Here is a 22,412-nt window from a genome sequence, read left to right on the forward strand (position 1 = left end):
ATACTTCTATAGGGGGCATTCTATAATAAAAGCCATGCTCATTTTGAACCACTGCTTAATAAGAATAAAGTCTTAGCAAAACAAACACAAGAACAATAGGATTTCTTGCTTGCAAAGCAACTCCAAGATCGGGAGGAACAAGACTTTTTCCCTTGCAAGGCAACTTCAAGAGCAATCCTCACGCACAATCTCTTAACCCAAATGGAAGAAGTAAAAATGGAAGATCAGCGGCAGCAAATACTTGTAAAATAATAACTCTATGGTTAATATGCGAAGATTTAAGTAAAAAATGTTGTCATTCTAGTAGCTGATACTGGGCTCCAATGTCAATTAGTCGGATAACAAAAAAACACAGGCTTCACATGCATCTGCAGTACTGTATTAGTCTACTATCTTCATTCCCACAACATTATACCCTGAATCAACATGTAAAATTTCTCCAGTTGTACCACTACTCAGGTCGCTTAATAAGTATAGTGCTGCCTTACCAACATCTTCTATTGTAACATTGCGTCTAAGTGGAGAATTACTTCTATTCCATTCCGATATGGAGTGAAAGTCACTTATTCCAGAAGATGCCAAAGTTCTGATTGGACCAGCAGAAATTGCATTTACTCTGATGTTCTGTGGTCCGAGATCACATGCTATATATTTTACACTTGCTTCAAGTGCTGCTTTACATAAACCCATCACATTATAATTTGGCATAACTTTTTCAGCACCATAGTAAGATAAAGTAAGTAAACTACCGCCATTTAACATCATTTTTTCCGCTCTTTGCGCTAAAGCAGTAAAAGAATAGCATGATATATGCATTGCATTAATAAAGTTGTTTAGTGAAGTATTGACATATTTACCATTTAGCTCATTTTTATCGGAGAATGCTATTGCATGTACCAAAAAATCAATAGCACCCCACTTCTCCTTTATTTCCTTAAAAGCATTATCTATAGTTTCCTCATTTGAAACATTACAGTGCAATATTAACTCTACATTTAATTCACTTGCTATTGGTAATAATTTCTCTTTTATTGTTTCATTTTGATAAGTGATTGCAAGCTCAGCTCCGTGCTCTGAGAGGGTCTTTGCTATACCATATGCTATTGACCTCTTATTTATTATTCCGGTTATTAACCCTTTTTTGCCCTGCAATATCATAGAATTATTTGCCTTTTTTATAATTTGAAATATTAACTAAGCAAAGTCAATTATGTTTTAACTGTAGCTAACGTATAAAAATTACTTCCGCATATTTCCAACCTCATTATAATTACAATTAGAGATATTTTAAGAGCTCAAAATCTATCTTTAGTCTGCAGACTTTTTAATCAAACTTATTAAAAAATATATTCTTCAGTGTATATCTTTCGTATATGCACTGCATTTTTTTCTAACTTTTTTTACACAGGAGGATTTTATGTCCAGAATTCCAGATACTTGACCTTTAATTTATAGCTAATAGAAAAGTGGGGCACAAAGTACCCTATGGTTTTGGCAAAATAACTGGGAAAAACTTATCTGGTTATTTTAAGTATTCTGCGTTGATGCAGAACAAAAAGCTAGTACAGCGGCAAGTATGGTAGTGTAGTTAAGTAAAAAAAGGAAGAAGACTTCTTCCTTTTTTCTCCAAATTTTATATATATAATTGAGAATAAAAAAACTGTGGATAACTCTGAAAAAGATCAAAAAAGACATCAAAAAGAGTATGATTAGATTGAGATATTTACAGAAAAACCTACTCAACTGATAAATATCTTAATACTTTTTAAAAAAAGACAAATAAAGGACTATGCTAGAACTAAAAATTGAAATTTTAAGTGTTTTTAAAGTAGCAATTTAATCTTAAAGAGGTACTTTAATAGTTCCTTTTACGTACTAATCCGGAGGTTCAACAGGTTGTTATTTAAAAGATTGGGAAATAGTTTTATTAGTATTAAAAATTACATAATGTATATTATGGAAAATACAAGAGACACAAGCTTTCAGCAAGGGAAAATGCAATTTTTGCTCTTCTCAAACAGCATAAAAAAGTGCCTGTTGAACCTCCAGATTAATGCTCAAAAATGTTCAATTGATACTTTAAAAGTATTACTTTAAAAATACCTAAAGTATCACTTCAAAAGCACTTAAAAATTTTATCTTTTAGGAAAAATTTTCCAAGAATACCCACTTATTGGCTTTTGTTAGAAAAATATTAAAATTATAACCAAATATGTAATCTTTTATATGATTGTATTAGCTTGGCTCCCTTAATGGTTGTTTCTTTTTTTTAAAAAATATTAAAATAAATATAACTTTTTAGAGTTATCCACAGTTCTTTTGCTTTCAATTATATATATATTAGTATTTGGAGATCATATTTATTATAGATCTCCGAAGTACTCATAATGTGAAAATATGTATTTCTCTGGGTTATCAACTGCGTTATTAACAATTCTGTGAATAACTAAAACAAGAAAAAGGGGCTTCTAATCAAGTGGAAATAGTGTCATTCTTTAAAAAACGACGCTAAAAACATTGTTTCTGTTCGAGCAATGGTTACACCTATTATCAGATCTAGGTACCCTGAATAGGATTAAGGGTACCTAACGAAGTAAAAAATTTCGAGAAAAGGGAAGAAGAAACTTCTTCGCTCTACTTAATTAAACTGATATACCTGTCGCTGTATTAGCTTGACCTTACCCAGAAAAAGTAGACAGAAAGTTAAGACGTTTTTGCTATGAGAATGATGAATCAAAAAGCTCAGGAATGCAATAGTTAATAGTAGAATGTCTACGCTGTTTATTATAAAAAATTTCTATATATTCAAATATTGCGGTTTTAGCTTGTTGTACAGAGTGTTGTGAAGTATCAATGAGTAACTCTCTCTTAAGTGAACTAAAAAAGCTCTCTGAAACAGCATTATCATAACAACAACCTTTGTGACTCATACTAGAAGTAATATTTTTTGTACTTAGTAAAAATTGATAATTTTTAGAGGTGTATTGCGATCCTTGATCGCTATGAAATAGTAGATTTTTAGGAGATTTGCGCCTACCAATAGCCATGAATAACGCATCTATAACTAATTGCCTATTTACTGCATTACTCATTGACCACCCAATCACCATGCGTGAATATAAATCTATTATTGCTGCCAAATATAACCATCCTTCATTAGTTTTTATGTACGTAATATCAGTTACCCATATCTTGTTAGGTTGATCAGCGATGAAATTCTGATTTAATATGTTAGGAGTTATAACTCTATTGTCTATTTGTGGTTTTTTACTTTTAAACTTTCGTCTAAGCTTAGCTTGAATGCCATTTTTCTGCATAATATTTTGCACTGTTTTGATGTTATAATTTTTACCTAAAGCCTTTAATTCAGCGTGAATTTTAGGAGCTCCGTATCTGCATTGTGATGATCGATATACCTTCTGAATATCTTGTATGAGCTCTTCTCTTATTGATTTTTTGTTGTTTTTTTCCTTAGTAATCCATTTATAATAACCACAAGCAGATACGTTCAAAAATCTGCATAATTCCCGTATTTTATAGCAGTTTTCATGTTCTTTTATAAAAGAATATTTTACTCTTTTTGGTTTGCAAAATATCCCAGGGCTTTTTTTAAAATGTCTCTTTCCCTCGTTACTCTTGCCAGCTCTTTCTTTAAATCAAACTTTTCTTTGTCACAATGAGCTACTTTCCCCTTTCCTGGAAACGCATCTACTCCAGACATTCTATCATTGTATGTTTTTACCCATCTGCTTACCGCTAATACCCAAATCTCTTGCTATTTTTGCTGATGATTGACCTGTTTCTTTTACTAGTCTTATAGCTTCAATTTTGAATTCTGCTGTATATTCTTTTCTTTTTGTCATACCACACCTCTTTGAAAAAACGTTTTATTTTACTTCAAAAACGTCTTAACTTTCTGTCTACTTTTTCTGGGTAAGGTCAACAATCCTAACCCAACTGCTAATGCAGTTATAGCACCACCAATAGCACCAAATTTCATTCCTTCCTTAGCTGCATTTTTCCTTAACTCACGGTTATCTCCAAAATCTAGGTTCCTTGCCCTTCTCCTTAATATTGTTGTATTGAGCTCTTGTACCAATTCGATTATCCTGATTTCTTCTAGAAAATTTTTATATTTACTTTTCTCTTGATCATCTTCCAGTTTCCCCATCTTTCTTTCTAAAGCACCTTTAATCATATTACGATCTGAATCTTCAGGTAAAGCTTTCCAAAACTCTTTTAATCCAAATTTGTCTTTGATTAAATCTAAAAATTCAGTTATATTAACTGAAGATTTCACAATAATATCAACCATTCTATAATCTTCGTGAATACCATTATCCGATTCTACAAAACCAAAAACGCCATATCAAACTCTCCTACTAAAAATAATAATATACTTTAATTATGATGTATTTAAATAATAGAGTCAATAATTTAACTAAATATCACAAACACTTAAACAAGAAAAAGGGGCTTTTACTCGAATAGATATTTTATAACGTCTTAATGCTAACTCCACCGACATATAAATTTGCGTGGCTTTTTCCAGTATTAAGCAATGCAAGTCCAATATTGTCGACACTAGAGCGTAGTTCTCCTACTTCTTCATTATGTTCACTGATTACTTTAGTGCCAATATTTGGAAGTGCATTTTTTCCCTCAACAAGGTAAAGTTTCCTTCTGAATTTTTCTTGTCTGCTCATTCGATTTACAACTTCCTGACCTATATAGCACCCTTTATTAAAGCTTATACCATTTATCTTATCGATTAAATATTGCAGCGGAAATGATGAATTTTGCACCATATCTTTTGCTCCATCCGGGACAAGGTTTTTAATTCTAACTTTTTCATACTGAATAAAATCTCCAACCGGTTCTTTTATTTCATCTTTATGTATGATCCTCATTCCTAGCAGCTTGTGCCTTGGATCTTGAAAAATAACTTGTGACTTACTACTACACTCCGCCAACTTAGCATCAAACAAAACTCCAACCTTATATAGTGCACTAATGTCTTTAATTTTCACTCTCAAATAAGTTTTAAGTAAATCTAGTTTCTCGATAATTTGCTGTAAGTGCACATTTTCGCACTCTAAGAAAATATATCCACCATATTCAATGAGGAAAAAATCGTACAGATATTTTCCCTGAGAACTGAGTAATAAAGAGTAAATTGCCTGCTGGCTACTTAGTTTATTAATATCATTTGTTATAACACCCTGAAGAAAATCTCTCGTATCTGGTCCGTATAAAGATATTACACTACGGTTTGCTAGCGGTATGTAACCCATAAAACTTCTGTTCAAACCTTAAATTATACACTTTTACTAACTCCAGCCCTTGAAATGTAACCTTTAGATGACTACATAGAATTGTAGGTTAATCTATTAATGAGGAAACATAAATGTCAAGTGTAAATTTGAATGTACTAGATGATAATGTGCTAATAAAGCCTATTACTGAAGAAAAACAAGGTGGAATTGTACTACCATCAAGTGCTGAAAAGAAGCCTACTAAAGGTGAAGTTATAGCAATTGGTAGTGGTTCACGCAACTCAAGCGGAGAGCGCATAGCTTTAACTGTAAAAACTGGTGATAAGGTTTTCTACAGGCAGTGGGCTGGAACAGAAGTAGAGCATGATAATGAAAAGTATGTCGTGATGAAGGAGTCAGACCTACTTGCTGTTATCAAGTAGGTATTCCTATTTTACTAAACTAATGCGCTACATAGTGCATTATGTATTTTAATATTCTAAATTTTTTATTAATTTAAGGAGTGATAAAAATGGCTAACATAGTAGTATCAGGCGAACAGTTGCAAGAAGCATTTCGTGAAGTTGCAGCAATGGTTGACTCAACGGTGGGAGCAACTGCAGGGCCTAGGGGAAATACAGTAGGAATTAGCAAGCCGTATGGTGGACCAGAGGTCACAAAGGATGGCTATAAGGTAATGAAAGGTATAAAGCCTGAAAAACCATTACACTCTGCGATAGTAAGCACCATTGCTCAAAGTGCTTCTCAGTGTAATGACAAAGTTGGTGATGGTACCACAACATGCTCAATACTGACTAGCAATATGATAATGGAAGCTTCAAAGTCAATTGCAGCTGGAAATGATCGTATTTGTATCAAAAATGGAATACAGAAGGCAAAAGATGTGATATTAAAGGAAATTACATCAATGTCTCGCACAATTTCTTTAGAGAAAATGGATGAAGTTGCACAAGTTGCAATAATTTCTGCAAATGGTGATAAAGATATTGGTAATAGCATTGCTGATGCTGTTAAAAAGGTTGGAAAAGAAGGCGTCATCACTGTTGAAGAGAGTAAAGGTTCAAAAGAATTAGAAGTTGAACTTACAACTGGTATGCAGTTTGATCGTGGTTATCTCTCTCCATACTTTGTTACAAATAATGAAAAGATGAGCGTGGAGCTTGATGATCCATACTTGCTGATTACAGAAAAAAAACTTAATATTATTCAACCTTTACTTCCTATTCTTGAGGCTATTTTTAAGTCTGGTAAACCTTTGTTTATCATTGCAGAAGATGTTGAAGGTGAAGCATTAAGCACTTTAGTGATCAACAAATTACGTGGTCTAAAAGTTGCTGCAGTAAAAGCTCCAGGCTTTGGTGATAGGAGAAAGGAAATGCTCGAAGACATAGCAGCTTTAACAGGTGCTAAGTATGTCATAAAAGATGAGCTTGGAATCAAGATGGAGGATTTAACTCTCGAAGATCTTGGTACTGCTAAAAATGTTAAAATCACTAAAGACAATACTACAATTGTTAGTGAAGACAGCGACTCTGATAAACAAAACAGAGTGGATGCTAGAATTAACCAGATTAAATCTCAGATTGAAACTTCAACCTCTGATTATGATAAAGAAAAGCTGAGAGAGCGTTTAGCGAAATTATCAGGCGGCGTTGCTGTGCTCAAAGTTGGTGGAGCAACCGAAGTAGAAGTAAAAGAACGCAGAGATAGAGTTGAAGATGCACTTCATGCAACAAGAGCTGCAATTGAAGAAGGGATAGTTCCAGGTGGAGGAGTTGCACTTCTTTATGCTGCATCTACTCTTGATAAGCTAAAAGCTTCAAGCGATGAAGAGCAAATAGGTATCAACATTGTCAAAAAAGTTCTCAGTGCTCCAATCAAAAGATTGGTTAAAAATGCTGGTCTTGAATCTGCTGTTATAATTGACTATTTGATTAAGCAGAATGATAAAGAGCTTATATACAACGTTGAGGCTATGAACTACGCTAATGCATCAACAGCTGGTGTAATTGATCCGGCAAAAGTAGTTCGTATTGCTTTTGAAACGGCAGTGTCTGTAGCCAGCGCACTTATTACTACTGAATCTATGATAGTTGATCTACCAAACAAAGAAGAAAATGCTTCATCACCTATGGGTGCAGGAGCAATGGGCGGAATGGGTGGATTCTAAGTAAACAAGAGCCTTGGAGCAAGTTGCTCCAAGGTATCTTTCTAGTTCTAAAAAGTCTTACATTTATAAAGGAAATAAATTTGTGATTTTCTATGCAAAGCCACTACTATTTATATTTGTTACGTCTCTTTAATATTATAACTGCTTAAAAATAAAAAAATAATATATGAAAGTTATAATTGCTAGTATATTTGTATTAGCATAATATTATATTAACAAATGATTTATATAATATTTTTATTATAATAGATAGAACTTAAATTATTTTCTTCATAAATAGAGTATTTATGAAAATACGTATATACTCAATCCTACTTTTACTTTTTTCTTGCACTCAATTGTGCGCTGAAGAAGAAGTTGCAAAATTTGATCTGCTCATTGGTAAGGTAAATAAAGCAAATCTTACCATTGAAGGCGCAATAAAGGTTACAATAAAACCAGGTTGGCATATATATTACAAAGACCCTGGAGATTTCGGCCTTCCTACTTCCTTTGACTGTCAGGGTAACATATCAAATATAGATATTCATTGGCCTACTCCCAAGGAACATGAAGATAAAGTTGGGGAAGTTACATTTGTTAGTAACATATATGAAGATATGGTGTTATTTCCCCTTAAAACTAATATCATTCCAAATAAAGAATTTGTTGATATTAACTTTCATATAAAGTACGCAATATGTAAAGATAGGTGTATCCCTAAAAATGCCGAGATAAAAACCAGTCGACCACTAAAGGATTTTATAGATCCCGATATCAATAAACTCATAAATGAGTGGTATGAAAAATAGGGTTCTCATGGGGTAGGTGTCATTCCAGTCTGGAATCTCATTTACTTTTTTGTTCACTATGTGAGGAACTTGGGCCTACAAGTATAATGGTTTCGCATAAAAAATTTAGATCCCAGTGTCACGCACTGGGATGACAAGAAAGGAGCGCTAGGATGACAGAAAGGGGTGCTAGGATGACGGAAACGAAGTCATACATAGAAAATAGGTTAGGTATTTTCAACTTTTGCTATATACTCGAGTAAAAATCTCTCTTTTACAGATGGATACAGTAAAGTTTGTTTTATTACTGCCAACAATACTACTCATACTAGTTGCTGGTGTTTACCTATCGGTTAAACTAAAATGGTTACAGGTGTTTAGACTACCGTATGCCGTTTCACTTATTGGAGCTAAAAGAGGAGAAAATAAATTTTCTTCTATAGCCGCCCTGTTTACAATCTTAGGAGGAAATTTAGGAGTAGGAAACGTTTCAGGCACTGCTGTTGCTCTAAAAACCGGAGGACCGGGCTCTATTTTATGGATGGCAATAATTATTGTTATCACTTCTGTAATAAAATATGTTACTTGTTTCCTAAGTATAAAAGCTAGAAAAGAAAAAAATGGAAGGTTTATAGGTGGGCCTGTAGCCTACATGACTGATGCATTTAACTCTAGAAAAGCTACAATTGTGTTTCTAGCGATTATGATCATGGCTTCAATAACAGTTGGTAACCTTGTTCAGGTAAACTCTCTATCAATACCACTCAGCATGGTAGATATACCTGTAGTCATCGGCGGCATTGTAATGGCCATAATATTTTTTGTTGTTGCAGCTCTTAGCTTAAAAAAAATTAAAATTTTTATATCGGCTATGATACCGATAATGACGGTAAGTTACCTTACACTTTGTGGTATCATATTATTTAAGTTTAGCGAAAATATTCTTCCTTCTCTAAAACTAATAACAAGCAGTTTTTTTACAACTAGTAGCTTTACATCTGGTTTATCTTTAGGTTTTATTTTAGAAATGTTGACTATTATTCAAGTAGGAACTTTGCGAGGTATTTTTGCAACAGATATAGGGCTTGGTCTTGAAGGGATTGTGCACTCTTCAATTGTTCCTAAGAAAAACAACAATAAATTTATCATTGAACAGAGCCTCATTACAATAATATCTCCTTTTATAGTTGCACTTATAGTGTTCATTACAACAATGGTACTGCTTGTCACGGATTCTTGGATTACTGATTTAGAGAGCACTAACATGTGCATTTTTGCTTTTAGAAAAGCTATGAATTGGCCCTATACTGACTATTTAATTATGGCTATAATGTTTTGTTTTGCCTTTACTACTATCTTTACTTGGTTTTTTTGTTCAAAACAAACAATACGCTATGTATCTATGGATAATAAATACACTAAAATCTGGACTGTAGTTTTTACCTTAATCATTCCACTTGGTGCAATCGGTGGAGTTAAGTTACTCTGGGATATCGCTGATATTTCAATTGCTGCTTTGCTGCTCATAAACATACTTGCTATACTCAAGCTCACTTCTCAAGACCCAGAAGTATTTACTATGAGTAGCAAATACTTGAAGTTGCAAAAACAGAGCTAAAGCAATATTTTAAGTTGTCATCCCAGTCTGTAATCCAGCCTTTCATGAACTTCATCAAAAATGTTATGTTTTAACATAATACTTTTATGCTCACTAACTGAGTGCCACTGGATCCCAGTGTCAGCTACTCAAATGACATACTTTTTGGTGAAAATTACTCTTATATTACAACGTTTGTAGTTATGAATTTAACTATAGGATCAAGTCTAGAAAAATCTAGATTCCAGACTGGGATGACAACTTAAATTGCTTGATGTGAACATAAAATAGCTCATGTCATCACGTTATCAATACAACTTCTTTAATAAAAACTAAATCAATTCCCGTAATAATTGTACTAGCTAAGGCTAAAAGGCAGAGGGTTATTAGTGAGGGAAAATATGAATACTCAAAGCACACAACAATATCATGAATTCATTCGAGGATTTTTTACTTTATTCGATGAAATAAAAAAGGAAGACGACCCAATTTATAATTCCAGAGTCGGTTTTAATGCAGTAAAGTTTCTAATAAAGCACCCCATCTGGAATTTGGAGACAGATGAAGACAAAAATAAAGCTTATGAAGTTATTCTTCCAGAGCAGAACAAGATAAAGAAAGCTGAACAAAAGCTTGAAAGTGAAGTTAAAGCAAGGTTAAAAGAGTATGTTGATGATATCGTAGGAGTTTCAATATATGGCGATCACGCAAGTATTACACTGGTAGATGACAAAAAAGAGTTTAAAATCAGCGAGTTTTTAAATAGTGACTTTTGTCAGAAGAAAGGAATTTCGGGATTTTCAACGCTGCATAGTGATGGAAAGAGCGGAATGCACGGTTTTGTTGCCGAAGAAGGAGAAAAAAGAATAAGGCATTATGTTGTAACCGATGGTTCATATGAAATGACTTTGAATTGGTATGACAAAAATGGAAAAAAATGTACTATCAAAATCAAGATTGATAAAGATGGTGTAGATCTCACTGAACGTAATGGTGTTACTGAGGAACAATTAAAAGCAAATACAGATGTAAAAATAGGTGGCTTATTCCTATATCAAATACAATTCAAGGAGAAAGGACAAGAACAAGAGAATCAACAATCATCTGAAACTTTCATAGAAAGTGATATTAGTAAAGGTGTTGGCGTTCAAGCTACTCAAGATCAAGAAGTTGAGTTTAAGCATGCAACGACTAGCACTACAAATTCTAATAACGCATCTGCTAAAAAGATTCCACCGTCACTGCCACCTAGAGCTAGTTCATTACCTAATAATCAGAAAAAAGATGAGTATCAGCCAATACGGATTAATAGTAGAAATAACTACAATTCTCCATATTCTGATGCTTCTTCAAGCAGTACTATTTTCACCAAGTCTGTAATCTACAATCAAGATAATACACAAGAGGATGAACGGTATGACAATCCTACATTTGCTACATTTGGACATGCTGCACCTGGAAGCCGAAAATCAGATGAAAGTGAGCAAATATCTAATAATCGGCAAAAAGGTGCAATTTTTGATCCTACAACTACTGAAAGCGCTGCACCAGCACAAGACGTTGCATTCAAAAAAGTTAAAGATGCATTTAAGTATGAAAACGCTAAAGAATCACGCAATACTGGAAATAAGCAACCACTAAATGATGTAGCTTCGATTCTTGCATGGAAAGCAAAAAATGAGTTATTACGTAGTGAAAGTGAGTATGATGAAGAATTTTCTGACTTCGAAGATGGTTGGAGCGATAACGAAGATGAGTATATAACGCTTTCAAATTCTCAATCAGATAAACAAGAAAAAGATTATCTTAGCACTAAGGAAAACGAAGAAAGAGGAAACGATGAACAAAAAGAAACCGAACAAGAAAATGAATCTCTAGAATACAGCTCAACAGACATAAAAACAAACGATTCGGGCTATTCATCTCCAACTCACTCTAATCATGAAAAATCTCGAGTAAATTCTGGACAGTTAAAAGCGAGCCTAATGAATGTTGAACAAAGAGATGATACCCTACTTACGGAATTTACCAGTAAGTTGGATAAAGAAACTCAGAAATTCCTGCTAAAACCAGTAAATCAAAAGAAAATGAGTGGGCAAACAAAAGAACATTTATTAGCAGCTGGATTGCTAAAAGACAATGCAGCGGAGGAAGAAATAAACGACTCAGGTTACTCATCTCCAACTTACACTAGCCACGATAATTTTCAGGTAAATCCTGAGCAATTAGAGAGGAAATTAGAAACCATTGAACCAAAAGATACATTGGAAAAATTGAATAAAGGATTGAGAGACCAGGCTACTAAAGATTTATTCTCAGAAAGTATGTTGAAAGAAATAAAAGAAGGTAAAAAATATGACCCTGTACGTAAGTTATTAGAAAGAAAAGTGGCAGAACAAGAAGCAGAACAAGAAAATGATAATACTAATCTGACTATAGACAAAAATAGCGAACTATATAAATTGCTAGAAAAAGATGCAGCACAACTGAAAGCTGGAATAGTAGAAGAGGAAAGAAAAGATACTTTAACAGAACGCAATGATAGTCCTGATCGCAATAGAATTGCATTAGCAAATAGAAATAGAATCTGGGCTAAACTTATTGCTGAAGAAAAACAAAAAAAGGACAATGGTATTAGTATAGGTTAAAGTAATTACTTAGCAAGCAATGGGTTTCATGTAATGGTAACCCTATTACAGAAGAGTATGAGCCACGTAAAAATAATACAAACATTCCTGCAAGACCTTGTATGTTGCACCCCCCTGCCCTGTTTTTCCACTCTTCTGATGCTAAATAATATTTAATTTCTTGTTCGCTGAGACGCTTAAATTTCACTATTGTAACTACAGTCCTAATATGCTGTTTAGATTGATCAGGAGTTAATAAACACACACTGGTGTATACTCTATGCCTTCTTCCTGATAACAAGCGAACGCATTTTTCTGCTTGCTCAACGTTTTCAGCTTTGAGCAGTATCCTTCTACCACAAGCAACAACTGTATCAACACCAAGCACAAAGTAATTTGGATTTGCACTTTGTATTTTCTCGGCTTTACTTTTTGCCATACGGATTGAGTAATCTTTTGGCAGCTCTTTCTCCAAAGGCGATTCATCTGTATCTGCTGGCAAAACCAAACCTGGCTTAATATTTATTTGTTTTAGTAAGGCTACTCGCCTTTCTGATGATGAAGCAAGAATAAGATTATCTAGAGATTGTTCTATCACTTGAGCCTTTTTATTATCCTACCCTTTCTTGCATTCCTATCATAAATACTCATCTCAACTAACACTCTATCGCCTATAATAATACGTATTTTACTTCTTCTCACTCTCCCTGATACATGACAGATAATCTCATGTTCATTGTCCAGCTTCACTCTAAATTCTGCTGCAGGTAGTAAAGCAGTTACTGCCCCTTCCACTTCAAAAATTGTTTTTGATTTGTCTTCTTTTATCATTGTCGTATTATAATTTAATAATCTTTTTCAGTCTACTATAGATTTTAAATTATTATCAATACAGGAGATTTTTATACTCTACGTGAGTATTCCTCTTGCAACTTATCTCCATATAATACAAGAGGAAAGCAAGTTACCTACGTTTCTACTCTCTGCCACCTTCTCAACAGAACTTATAGAACTTATGTTAGAAGATAAATCATTATCACAATTTTCCTCATCGCTATCAAGTCCACTATCAAGGCTTGGAGATTTGTGCAATGTTGTCTTTTCTTTCAGTGGAACATCAGACTCATTATCAGGTTCACTAAAAACTTCTCCCATTAGACTATAATATTGTTTTGCATAACCACTTATGGTCTTGCTAATTTTTTGTTTATCAGTAACTTGATCTTGTTGATCCTCTAAGTATTTAACTTGATTATTTAAGTTTTCTATTTCTTCTTTCATTTCTTCAATTGTCTGAATTTGATCTGCAATGATGTCGCTGTAGTTCTCTTGTAATTCATCAATACTATCTTCGTCTTCAATGAGTTCAAGTATATCTTCTGGAAATTCCTCGTACTCGATTTCTGGATCTTCGATGTCGAACTTTACTTCTTCTTCAAGTTCATCTTTTAAATTGCTATCATGCCTCTCTAACTTTACAATTGTTTCTGCTTCTATTTCTTGCTTCAATTCAGTAGCTCCTTTTTTCAAGCTTGACATTTCTTGCTTTAATTCGACATTTTCTTTAGACGATATTTGATTATCTGGAATCAATTCATCCATTCGTTGTGAGTTAGTTTCCTCTTGAGTTCGGATTTGTTGTGAAGCAATTTCTAGTTGAGTTTTAGTGTGCTGTAAATTGGCTTCCAATGCATTGCTATTAATAGAAGGAGAAGAAGGAAGGCTATTATCAGCATCAACTTTATGATCTAACTTCCCCTCTGGTTCCTTACCTTGATAAGCCACCATAGATTCATTGTAAAGATTAATAGGAGTAGCCCTATTCTCTTCTAGTGATTCCATTACAGCATCATATAAGGAGAGACCTTGAATATATAATTCATCGTTTTGCCTTATTAATTCTAGAATCTCCTTCGATGAAACAAAATCTTCACCATTAAATTTTAGTATTTCAGTTATGCCATCGCTACTCACATTCATAATCATGGTACACATTCCTGATCCATCTTTTGCAGCCCAAGTGCTTGTCATTTCATAATATGCACCTTCTTTAAATTCATAATATCTTTTCTTATCTTTTTTATGAGCGTGTATTTCATGTTTTTTATTGCAATAGATATTCAGTTCTTTAATATCTTTCTCTTGCTGTAAAACGTCACTAATCTTTGTTGGCTCACTATTGTCGTAATGAGTAAGGTTAATATTCAAAACTTTATTATTATTGTCAATTTCTTCACAGTAAACTTGAAAGTCCTCTTTCCATTTTCCAAAATACCTACTTGCAACTTCTTTTCCTTCCTTTACTAACTCTATGTATTTACCTATATTTTTCTCAAAGTCCTCATTAACAGGCTTTTCTCTTTCTTTTACTGCTTCATCCACATACATTCGCTTAAAATCATTATCACCTATTAGATTACTAAAACGCCAATTACCATAAGCTTTTTGTATATCAGTAAAGTCCATCTTTTCTCTCAAAAGCGCTAATAAGCTTATCTTATCTCTCAAATTTTCTAACTCACAATCGAGAAAATCATCGAAACTGCATAACTTTTTATACAGTTCCCTATCTTCTATAATTGAGCGAAGAAATTTCATTATAGTAAGGTTCTTAATGGAAGGCTCATTTTTTTCTGCATCATTAATATAGCTTTTGAGAAATTGAAATATACCAAGCCCATCACTATCTTGGACAAACTTCTCTCTATCATTAACACAATTGTTGCCCTGTGATGAACATAATCTATTATGCAATTTTTGCAAGTCATGTATTGACTTAACTACATATTCTGCAACTGACAATTCTCTCAGCTGATCACTTGTTTTTTCCGCTTTTACTGCTTTGTCTCCCTTAGTCAAACCTGCAATCATAATACGCCTCCTTTAACTATGTTTATATTATAACAATCAACATGTATTTAAGAAAAATCACACTGCTCACTGTACGTTTACGCTGCTACTTTGCATAATAGATTGCTTGAAGTCACACAAGTATCGTTTTTTATTAGATAAAAGTTAACAAGACGTTTTCATAGATTTTTAAGCTTAATAACATCCTCTCTATTGGGACTAGTTGAAATTAGATGAATTGGTACACCTATTAATTCTTCTATTTTTCTCACATATTTCATCAAATTTGCAGGTAATTCCTTAACTGACCTTTTGCCTTGAGTTTTCTCTTTCCAACCAGGAAATTCTTCATATATTGGCTCTAATTCTTTTTGTATTGAATGTGATGCGGGTAAATAATCATACATTTTTCCGCCATACTTATAACCAGTGCCTATTTTAATAGTATCAAAAGAATCAAGAATATCTAATTTGGTTAATACAATGCTTGAAACTCCAGAGAGTTGTACGGCCTGGCGCACTAAAACTGCGTCAAACCATCCGCAGCGCCTTCTTCTATTGCTTACTGTTCCAAGTTCCTTACCTATAGAAAATAAGCTGTCTCCAATCTCGTTATTTTGTTCAGTAGGAAATGGACCATTACCCACTCTTGTTGTATACGCTTTTGCTACACCAATAATGTGAGCATTGTAGGATAATCCTGAGCCTGTTATCGCTTGCGATGCTACGGTATTACTTGAAGTAACAAAAGGGTAAGTTCCGTGGTCGATATCTAAAAATGCGCCTTGAGCGCCTTCAAATATTATTTTCTTACCTTCTTTCATAAAATCATTTAGTATCTTCCACACAGGTTTTTTATATAAAAGAATTTTTTCTGAAATCTCTTCAATTTCCTTTAATATTTCTTCTTTTTTAACTACCTGGTAGTTAAGTCCTTTTCTGATAGCATTATGGTAACTCAGGAGAGCGCCCACTCTTTGATTGAGCTCATCTGTGTTTTCTAAGTCACAAAGGCGTATAGCTCTCCTTCCAACTTTATCTTCATAACATGGTCCTATCCCTTTGTTTGTTGTGCCAATTTTGCAATTTCCGTTTAAATCTTCAAATAGCTTTTCCTTGTCTTTATGTACACTGAGTATTAATGGGCAACTTTCAGATATCATCAAATTGTTATGATTTACGTCTACCCCTTTAACTTTCAATGACTCTATTTCTGAGATTAAAGCGTGTGAATCGAGAGCAACGCCATTTCCTATGATAGATATTCTGCCTGGTCTCAAAACAGCAGAGGGCAGTAAATTTAATTTATACACCTTATCACCTACTACTATAGTATGCCCTGCATTATTTCCCCCCTGAAACCTCACAACTACATCTGCATTCTCAGAAAGATAATCTACTATTTTACCCTTACCTTCATCACCCCATTGCAGACCAACAATTACAATATTATTCATCACTATTTTCTAGATTAATACGTAAATATTAATGCAGCATGCTACAAATGAAAAGAGAAATCTACGCCTTTCCTATATCCCTAAAATAAAGAAATAGACTATCGACTTTTTTATATATTATAAAATTATTCATCATTATATGGTACAACTTACAGCATATTTATAGTAAGGTGTTAATTATGAAAGAGGCAAAGAAGAGTCCGGTAGTTAGATTAAAGGCCACAGCTAAAGAATTCAATTTTAGTAAATTAAGAGCAGATCAAGATAATAAATTAGCGAATTCCGGTGAAACAATGTTCTTAGATTTTCAAAGAATGAATTTTATTATTAATGAAAAAGAAATAGATAAAAATTTTATTATTGCATTTAAGGAAGGAGCTAAAGATTATAAAAATGAGATTTTTAACCGTGATAATTTTGATAACCTCTCTGAAGAAGGTAAAGCTTTTATGGAACCAGTACTTAGGGAGCTTGATCAAGATAGACTATCTGAAGTTTGGGAAAATCATTGTAATAGCCCTACAGTTGCTGATGAGAAAAAAATTGATGAATATAGAAAGGAATTTGAGAGATTTTATAACGCAGGGAGAAGCTCTTATCATCTATTCTCCAAAAAAGATTACCGTGCATTAGCAAAGGAAATTTTCAAGGAAATGTTTAGATACGCTGAAGCAAAGGTTCCAAGTGATGCTATTTTAGAAGAGTTAGTCACCAATTGTAATCAAGCAGGGTATGGGGCTGGTATATTTAATGAATCTCATGCCGCACTCAGTAGTTGTAATTTAACTCCACACAGTCCTAAAAAAGCGCTAAACATTTACTGCACCGACCACAACTGCATAAAAGTGACGTCTGATATGGCAATGTCTATAACCACGGTTGACAATCCGGAAGAGAAAATATGTGACCTATCCAGCTCATTAGAATTCATACTCGAATCTCAAAATGACAAAGATGATATAATATATAAAGAAGGTAAATTATCACTCACTATTCCTGAAGAGTTAAAGAATTATAAAGATAATGGCAAGAGCTTGTTTGACATTATTAAAGAATATTTTCAGAAATTCTGTACAAAATTAGGATTTAAACCTGAGATAAAAATACAAATAGAGCATAGCTTAGGTACTCAAATCAAAGTAAACAACTATTTAGATGGTACAATATCTACTACAGGATCGGATGCAAATGAAAAATTTACCAATCTTTTAAAGAAAAATCTCAGAGAGAGGTTATTGGGATCAGGAGTTGCTCTAGGAGGTGAAGATGTTGATGATATTATTGAAGTCAGAGTATCTGCAGTTATGGATCTACTGCGTGATTATACTAAATTGGAAGATAATAAAGAAAACAGAGAGTTATTAATAAGTGAAGTAGCAGATAATTTAGGGCTTTTCTTTCAAGGTAAAATAGCATCAGAAATATTGAGAGAGTTTGATAATGAAATATTAATGCATACAGAAGGCATAGAGAATAACATAGGTCAATATATAATAGAATTAAGATCTTTACCTTTTTTGATAAAAGGTCAGGTTAATCATAATCAAGTGCAGTTTGTTGTAAATATTTTTACCAATTTAATTATTGAAGGAAAAAGCGAAGTATACAAAGAAAAAAATGCAATTAATGCAATTCATCAGAAGATAGATAAGGCAATTGTTGAGCAAGAAGAAAAAGCAACCAACAAACAAGATATAGAAAATGATAAATGGACAGACAAAATAAAAAAACAGAGATTATCTATGGAATCACATGGGCATTTACATTAAAGATACTGTGTACAGAGGCGTAGTATACTAAATCCAAAGCGTTTGTAGATTCGATATCTTCAGTAACTTGACGCAGAGAGAATTATATACCTTAATCAACTTTTCTAGCGGTATCCATAAGGTAAATCATTATTTGAGTGTTACACCTAAGCCCTCTTTATTCTCCTCTGTTATCAAGCTAAAAATACCATTTGGTTTCATTATGTATACGAAACTATTATGCTTGCAAGAAAAAAACTCCTAAAAAACTGGAAAAGAGAATAGAAATTTGACATAAGCTATTCCCAAATTTTGGGAATGTTCAAAAAAGCATACGCGTCAAATTAAGAGAAAATGAGCAAATTTAGTGCACTCAAAGTTGATATTCTTGTTTTTCTATATTTGTCTTTAGTAATAGTCGAATCAAAAGCATTCGTTATCATTAGATCATTGCTGTTACTACGAACAAACTTATAATTTCCTCCTTTTCTAGGCGTAGCAAGCTCAGTATCTTTCTCTACATCTTGATCCGTTATAACAATAACTTCTTTATCCTTTTCAAACATCAAAGGTTGTGGTTTTAAACTCCATTCATTATTGTCAACGCTGATTATCATAGGAGCATTTTCTACTATTACATGAGTCTTGTTATACCTCTGAGCCTCATCTTTTAACCTCACGGTAAAATACTCATGCTTTCCCACTGTTGCTCTTAATAATAAATCATTTTCAAATCTAATTACTTGTAATTCAAAATTATCTTTTGCTTTTCTTACTACATTTCTTAAATCAACCGTATCTATTGAATTCTCTTCATCAATATCATGAATAATAACCTCCGGAATGTTATCAGCTTCAGAATCAATTACATATACATTTTCACCACCATTGCCTGTTAAATGACTCTTATGTACAGGATAGTTACGTATTACTTCATGATTTCCACTTCCTATGACCACTGCCTCATTACTTAAAAGTGATTGTATAAAGATTGCTACACCTTGATAATCTCGATTTAAAAAGTCAGCCAAGACGTTTTTAGCCATCATTCCATGCATGGTCATACCTGAGTTTTTCCTACTCTAGCTAACCCCAGTTGCGGATTAATCAATACAGTAAAATCTAGAAATAGAGGGCTTTTTAGGCTTCATAGAATATGAAACTAATGTGGAAAAGATGTGCACCAAGAAATTTATTGGAGACCTGTGTCTTGAATGCTCAAGATCAAGTCTGTTTTTGAGGTAACCAAAAACTGTTTCAATAATCGACCTTTTTCTTAAAAAAATCTTTTCTTCAAGAAGCATTAATGTGTTTTTCATACCTTTTTTTACTTTGGTAACGAGTTTTATTCCTCTATCGAAGAGTTTTGCAAAGAGCTCTTTCTTTATATAGTCCTTATCACCAAACAAAAGACCAGTCAGTTTTTCAGTTAATTTTGGTACTGGTTTTCTGTCGTCAACGTTACCTTTAGTCATTGTAACTCCTTGAATTTCACCTTTTTCATTAATTACCATATGCAATTTAAAACCCAAAAACCAGCCATATGTAGTCTTTCCAAGCTTTGCCAATCCTTTGAAAACTTTGTTTCTTGAGATTTTTTTTGGATGGCAAACAGCGATAGAAGTTGCATCTATGTACGAAATTCCGGTCATTTTTGAGTGCTCACAAAGCCACTTTAACAAGAGCACTAAATACCATAAAACCCTAGATTTTAGCCTAATAAATCTACTATATGTTGGCAAATTTTGAAACTCAGATCCATGTAGTGCTTTCAAATAATATGTATAGAAAGATTTAAAGTCCTCACATCTAGATTGTTGATAAAGTAAAATTATAGTAAGAATTTCAGAATGCGTAATCCCTGGCGTTCTGGTAGGTTTTTTACTGTTTGGCAGGAGTTTTTCTGCGAAATTTTTGTTTATAGCCTTGCAAAAATCGTCTACAAAGCAAAATAATTCTGTTACATTTTTATTCATGGGTAACCTCTCTATTTTTTGATAATATGTTTCCGGAGTTTAGTGTGCCGTAGAGACACAAGGAATGTTCAAGTAAGAGCAAACTAAGTGCAAAAGCTACGCAATAGATGGGGGTGGGCCCCTCGGAGCCGGCTTACAAGAGCAGGCTTCAAACAACCATAAGCTGCTTTGGTAAAAAGCTAAGGTAGTGAGCGTTATGGAAAAGGCGCAAATATGCGTCATGTGTAAAATAGAGAGATGAATGAAAATGAACCACTGATAAAGTGTCGAAAGGAATTGGATGATGTCAAAACCAGGGGTTAGACTTAACCTGGGATAAATCTATCGGGAGCTTGTTTACTGGATAGATGGCGTCCGGCATAGAGGTGGCATGAATCTATTTTGGGCTATTGCGTGGAACTGCGGGAACCTGTCGTTTCGATGATAAGGGAGAAATCCAAGGAGCTGATCTCTGAGGATGAGAGTACCGATGCGGAAAACAGGGGCGGATCAGCTCGTAGTAGTGAAGAAGTTTCTGTAATGGAAATGGAGCGAAGGAGCTGAGTTATTTAGTTTTAGTTATTTATCAACCGAAAGGGAGGAGTTAATGAATAAAACAAAGTCTTGTGATATACCAAAGAAACTTATTTGGAGAGCTTATAAACAAGTATCGAAAAATAGAGGTGCTGCTGGTGTAGATGGGGTTTCGATAACAAAGTTTGAGGAAAATCTAAAAGATAATCTATACAAACTATGGAATCGTATGTCATCCGGAAGTTATTTTCCAGAGCCTGTAAAAGCTGTAGCAATACCGAAAGATATGGGAGGAGGACAAAGAATTTTATGTGTTCCTTCAGTATCAGATAGGATAGCGCAAACAGCAGCAACAATGTATCTCGAACCGTTAGTGGAGCCAAAATTCCATGAGGATTCATATGGTTATAGATCGAATAAATCAGCATTGGATGCGGTAGATACAGCGCGTAAGAGATGCTGGAAGTACGATTGGGTGGTAGACCTTGATATATCAGGGTTCTTCGACAATCTGGATCACGAATTAGTTTTGCAAGCTATCAAGAAACACACAGACTGCAAATGGGTCATACTATATGTTGAAAGGTGGATGAAATCCCCTATACAACTTGCAGATGGCAGTAAAGTAGTTAGGGATAAAGGAGTTCCGCAAGGAGGTTCAGTTAGCCCAATCATCTCTAATATATTCATGCATCATGTGTTTGATATATGGATGAAAAAGAACTATCCGACGGTACCATTTGAGAGATATGTGGACGATGCGATAGTGCACTGCAGAACAGAGAAACAGACAGGATTTGTGAAAGTAATGATCGAAGAGAGATTGGCTGAGTATAGGTTGAAATTACATCCTAAAAAGACACAGATAGTGTACTGTAAGGATGACAATAGGAGAGATGAATTTCCTAAACAAAGTTTTGATTTTCTGGGTTACACATTCAGACCCAGGTTAGCAAGAAATAAAATAGGGAAGCATTTTGTTTCATTTCTCCCAGCAATTAGCAACAAGGCCAAGAAAAAGATTACTACAACCATAAGATCATGGAAAATGCTACGAAATACGCATATAACATTAGAGGAGATATCAGGAAAAGTAAATCCAATAGTCAGAGGCTGGTATCAGTACTATGGCAAATTTTACAGAACTGAGGTCTACAAATCTCTAAAGAATGTAGAGCGGCATCTAGAAAAGTGGGTCAAAAGGAAATATAAGAGACTCAGGAGTCACGGAAGACTAGCAAGACAATTTCTAGGAAAGGTGAGAGATAGGTCTCCAAATATTTTCTATCATTGGACACTAGGTTTAGGGTCAAAAAGGCTAAATAATGGGAGCTGTATAAGCTGAGAGGTTTATGTACAGTTCTGCGAGAGACTGGTAGGGGAAGTTCCACTGGTCTACTCTCCCCCTATTTTCCTGGCTTTTTCACT

Annotated in this window: 17 protein-coding genes and 1 pseudogene; 8 read left to right on the forward strand and 10 right to left on the reverse strand. The window is 33.9% G+C overall.

Going from position 1 to position 22,412, the window contains the following annotated elements:
* Positions 1-381: 381 nt before the first annotated feature.
* The 4 genes and pseudogenes from BVG17_RS07405 to ygfZ all read right to left on the reverse strand — a co-directional run bounded on the left by BVG17_RS07405 (position 382) and on the right by ygfZ (position 5,294).
* A complete protein-coding gene (locus tag BVG17_RS07405; protein WP_063630452.1) occupies positions 382-1,158 on the reverse strand; it encodes an enoyl-ACP reductase FabI in 777 nt (258 codons plus the stop codon).
* 1,559 nt (positions 1,159-2,717) lie between these two features.
* Positions 2,718-3,863: pseudogene (locus tag BVG17_RS07415) on the reverse strand (IS3 family transposase).
* A gap of 29 nt (positions 3,864-3,892) precedes the next feature.
* Positions 3,893-4,315: a hypothetical protein gene (locus BVG17_RS07425; RefSeq protein ID WP_241654208.1), complete on the reverse strand. Its 423-nt coding sequence runs from the start codon at positions 4,313-4,315 to the stop codon at positions 3,893-3,895.
* A gap of 181 nt (positions 4,316-4,496) precedes the next feature.
* Positions 4,497-5,294, reverse strand: coding sequence for a CAF17-like 4Fe-4S cluster assembly/insertion protein YgfZ (ygfZ, locus tag BVG17_RS07430; protein WP_063630471.1), 798 nt, complete (start codon positions 5,292-5,294; stop codon positions 4,497-4,499).
* Between the two features lie 113 nt (positions 5,295-5,407).
* Here ygfZ and BVG17_RS07435 point away from each other — a divergent pair, with 113 nt between their 5' ends.
* The 5 genes from BVG17_RS07435 to BVG17_RS07455 all read left to right on the forward strand — a co-directional run bounded on the left by BVG17_RS07435 (position 5,408) and on the right by BVG17_RS07455 (position 12,461).
* On the forward strand, positions 5,408-5,698 hold the full coding sequence (locus BVG17_RS07435; RefSeq protein ID WP_007302813.1) for a co-chaperone GroES: 291 nt from the start codon (positions 5,408-5,410) through the stop codon (positions 5,696-5,698).
* Between the two features lie 89 nt (positions 5,699-5,787).
* Positions 5,788-7,446 carry a chaperonin GroEL gene (groL, locus tag BVG17_RS07440; RefSeq protein WP_063630470.1) on the forward strand — a complete coding sequence of 553 codons (1,659 nt, stop codon included), beginning with the start codon at positions 5,788-5,790 and terminating at the stop codon, positions 7,444-7,446.
* Positions 7,447-7,733: 287 nt separating this feature from the next.
* On the forward strand, positions 7,734-8,237 hold the full coding sequence (locus tag BVG17_RS07445) for a protein-disulfide reductase DsbD domain-containing protein (RefSeq protein ID WP_063630466.1): 504 nt from the start codon (positions 7,734-7,736) through the stop codon (positions 8,235-8,237).
* A gap of 259 nt (positions 8,238-8,496) precedes the next feature.
* A complete protein-coding gene (locus BVG17_RS07450) occupies positions 8,497-9,834 on the forward strand; it encodes an alanine:cation symporter family protein (protein WP_063630464.1) in 1,338 nt (445 codons plus the stop codon).
* 380 nt (positions 9,835-10,214) lie between these two features.
* Complete coding sequence (locus tag BVG17_RS07455; protein ID WP_063630462.1) at positions 10,215-12,461, forward strand: hypothetical protein; 2,247 nt, start codon at positions 10,215-10,217, stop codon at positions 12,459-12,461.
* Here the strand turns inward: BVG17_RS07455 and BVG17_RS07460 are convergent.
* The 4 genes from BVG17_RS07460 to BVG17_RS07475 form a co-directional block, all read right to left on the reverse strand.
* The gene (locus BVG17_RS07460; protein WP_063630460.1) at positions 12,448-13,038 is read right to left on the reverse strand and encodes a Maf family nucleotide pyrophosphatase; all 591 of its coding nucleotides are present in this window, start codon (positions 13,036-13,038) and stop codon (positions 12,448-12,450) included. The two genes, BVG17_RS07455 and BVG17_RS07460, sit on opposite strands and share 14 nt — an antisense overlap.
* Positions 13,035-13,271: a translation initiation factor IF-1 gene (infA, locus tag BVG17_RS07465; protein ID WP_007302820.1), complete on the reverse strand. Its 237-nt coding sequence runs from the start codon at positions 13,269-13,271 to the stop codon at positions 13,035-13,037. Before infA ends, BVG17_RS07460 begins: the two co-directional genes overlap by 4 nt.
* A gap of 102 nt (positions 13,272-13,373) precedes the next feature.
* Entirely contained in the window at positions 13,374-15,311 is a 1,938-nt protein-coding gene (locus tag BVG17_RS07470) for a hypothetical protein (RefSeq protein WP_143688896.1), read from the reverse strand.
* Between the two features lie 158 nt (positions 15,312-15,469).
* Positions 15,470-16,747: an adenylosuccinate synthase gene (locus BVG17_RS07475; protein WP_063630458.1), complete on the reverse strand. Its 1,278-nt coding sequence runs from the start codon at positions 16,745-16,747 to the stop codon at positions 15,470-15,472.
* A gap of 179 nt (positions 16,748-16,926) precedes the next feature.
* Here BVG17_RS07475 and BVG17_RS07480 point away from each other — a divergent pair, with 179 nt between their 5' ends.
* Complete coding sequence (locus BVG17_RS07480; protein ID WP_063630457.1) at positions 16,927-18,516, forward strand: hypothetical protein; 1,590 nt, start codon at positions 16,927-16,929, stop codon at positions 18,514-18,516.
* A gap of 323 nt (positions 18,517-18,839) precedes the next feature.
* Here BVG17_RS07480 and BVG17_RS07485 read toward each other — a convergent pair whose 3' ends face one another.
* Together BVG17_RS07485 and BVG17_RS07490 are read right to left on the reverse strand one after the other, a co-directional pair.
* Entirely contained in the window at positions 18,840-19,553 is a 714-nt protein-coding gene (locus BVG17_RS07485) for a hypothetical protein (protein ID WP_063630455.1), read from the reverse strand.
* A gap of 45 nt (positions 19,554-19,598) precedes the next feature.
* Complete coding sequence (locus BVG17_RS07490; RefSeq protein WP_143688897.1) at positions 19,599-20,471, reverse strand: IS982 family transposase; 873 nt, start codon at positions 20,469-20,471, stop codon at positions 19,599-19,601.
* 420 nt (positions 20,472-20,891) lie between these two features.
* Here BVG17_RS07490 and BVG17_RS10045 point away from each other — a divergent pair, with 420 nt between their 5' ends.
* Positions 20,892-21,014 (forward strand): hypothetical protein, encoded by a 123-nt coding sequence (locus BVG17_RS10045; protein ID WP_255446080.1) that lies wholly within the window; start codon positions 20,892-20,894, stop codon positions 21,012-21,014.
* Between the two features lie 43 nt (positions 21,015-21,057).
* Entirely contained in the window at positions 21,058-22,329 is a 1,272-nt protein-coding gene (gene ltrA, locus BVG17_RS07495) for a group II intron reverse transcriptase/maturase (RefSeq protein ID WP_143688811.1), read from the forward strand.
* Positions 22,330-22,412: the final 83 nt, after the last annotated feature.

The organism is Wolbachia endosymbiont of Laodelphax striatellus (genome assembly GCF_007115015.1).
GTDB lineage: Bacteria > Pseudomonadota > Alphaproteobacteria > Rickettsiales > Anaplasmataceae > Wolbachia.

Excerpts from the sequence above, each read along its gene's own strand:
- BVG17_RS07405 (WP_063630452.1), bottom strand. The coding sequence starts at position 1,158 with ATGATATTGCAGGGCAAAAAAGGGTTAATAACCGGAATAATAAATAAG.
- BVG17_RS07425 (WP_241654208.1), bottom strand. The coding sequence starts at position 4,315 with ATGGTTGATATTATTGTGAAATCTTCAGTTAATATAACTGAATTTTTA.
- ygfZ (WP_063630471.1), bottom strand. The coding sequence starts at position 5,294 with ATGGGTTACATACCGCTAGCAAACCGTAGTGTAATATCTTTATACGGA.
- BVG17_RS07435 (WP_007302813.1), top strand. The coding sequence starts at position 5,408 with ATGTCAAGTGTAAATTTGAATGTACTAGATGATAATGTGCTAATAAAG.
- groL (WP_063630470.1), top strand. The coding sequence starts at position 5,788 with ATGGCTAACATAGTAGTATCAGGCGAACAGTTGCAAGAAGCATTTCGT.
- BVG17_RS07445 (WP_063630466.1), top strand. The coding sequence starts at position 7,734 with ATGAAAATACGTATATACTCAATCCTACTTTTACTTTTTTCTTGCACT.
- BVG17_RS07450 (WP_063630464.1), top strand. The coding sequence starts at position 8,497 with ATGGATACAGTAAAGTTTGTTTTATTACTGCCAACAATACTACTCATA.
- BVG17_RS07455 (WP_063630462.1), top strand. The coding sequence starts at position 10,215 with ATGAATACTCAAAGCACACAACAATATCATGAATTCATTCGAGGATTT.
- infA (WP_007302820.1), bottom strand. The coding sequence starts at position 13,271 with ATGATAAAAGAAGACAAATCAAAAACAATTTTTGAAGTGGAAGGGGCA.
- BVG17_RS07470 (WP_143688896.1), bottom strand. The coding sequence starts at position 15,311 with ATGATTGCAGGTTTGACTAAGGGAGACAAAGCAGTAAAAGCGGAAAAA.
- BVG17_RS07475 (WP_063630458.1), bottom strand. The coding sequence starts at position 16,747 with ATGAATAATATTGTAATTGTTGGTCTGCAATGGGGTGATGAAGGTAAG.
- BVG17_RS07480 (WP_063630457.1), top strand. The coding sequence starts at position 16,927 with ATGAAAGAGGCAAAGAAGAGTCCGGTAGTTAGATTAAAGGCCACAGCT.
- BVG17_RS07485 (WP_063630455.1), bottom strand. The coding sequence starts at position 19,553 with ATGCATGGAATGATGGCTAAAAACGTCTTGGCTGACTTTTTAAATCGA.
- BVG17_RS07490 (WP_143688897.1), bottom strand. The coding sequence starts at position 20,471 with ATGAATAAAAATGTAACAGAATTATTTTGCTTTGTAGACGATTTTTGC.
- BVG17_RS10045 (WP_255446080.1), top strand. The coding sequence starts at position 20,892 with ATGATAAGGGAGAAATCCAAGGAGCTGATCTCTGAGGATGAGAGTACC.
- ltrA (WP_143688811.1), top strand. The coding sequence starts at position 21,058 with ATGAATAAAACAAAGTCTTGTGATATACCAAAGAAACTTATTTGGAGA.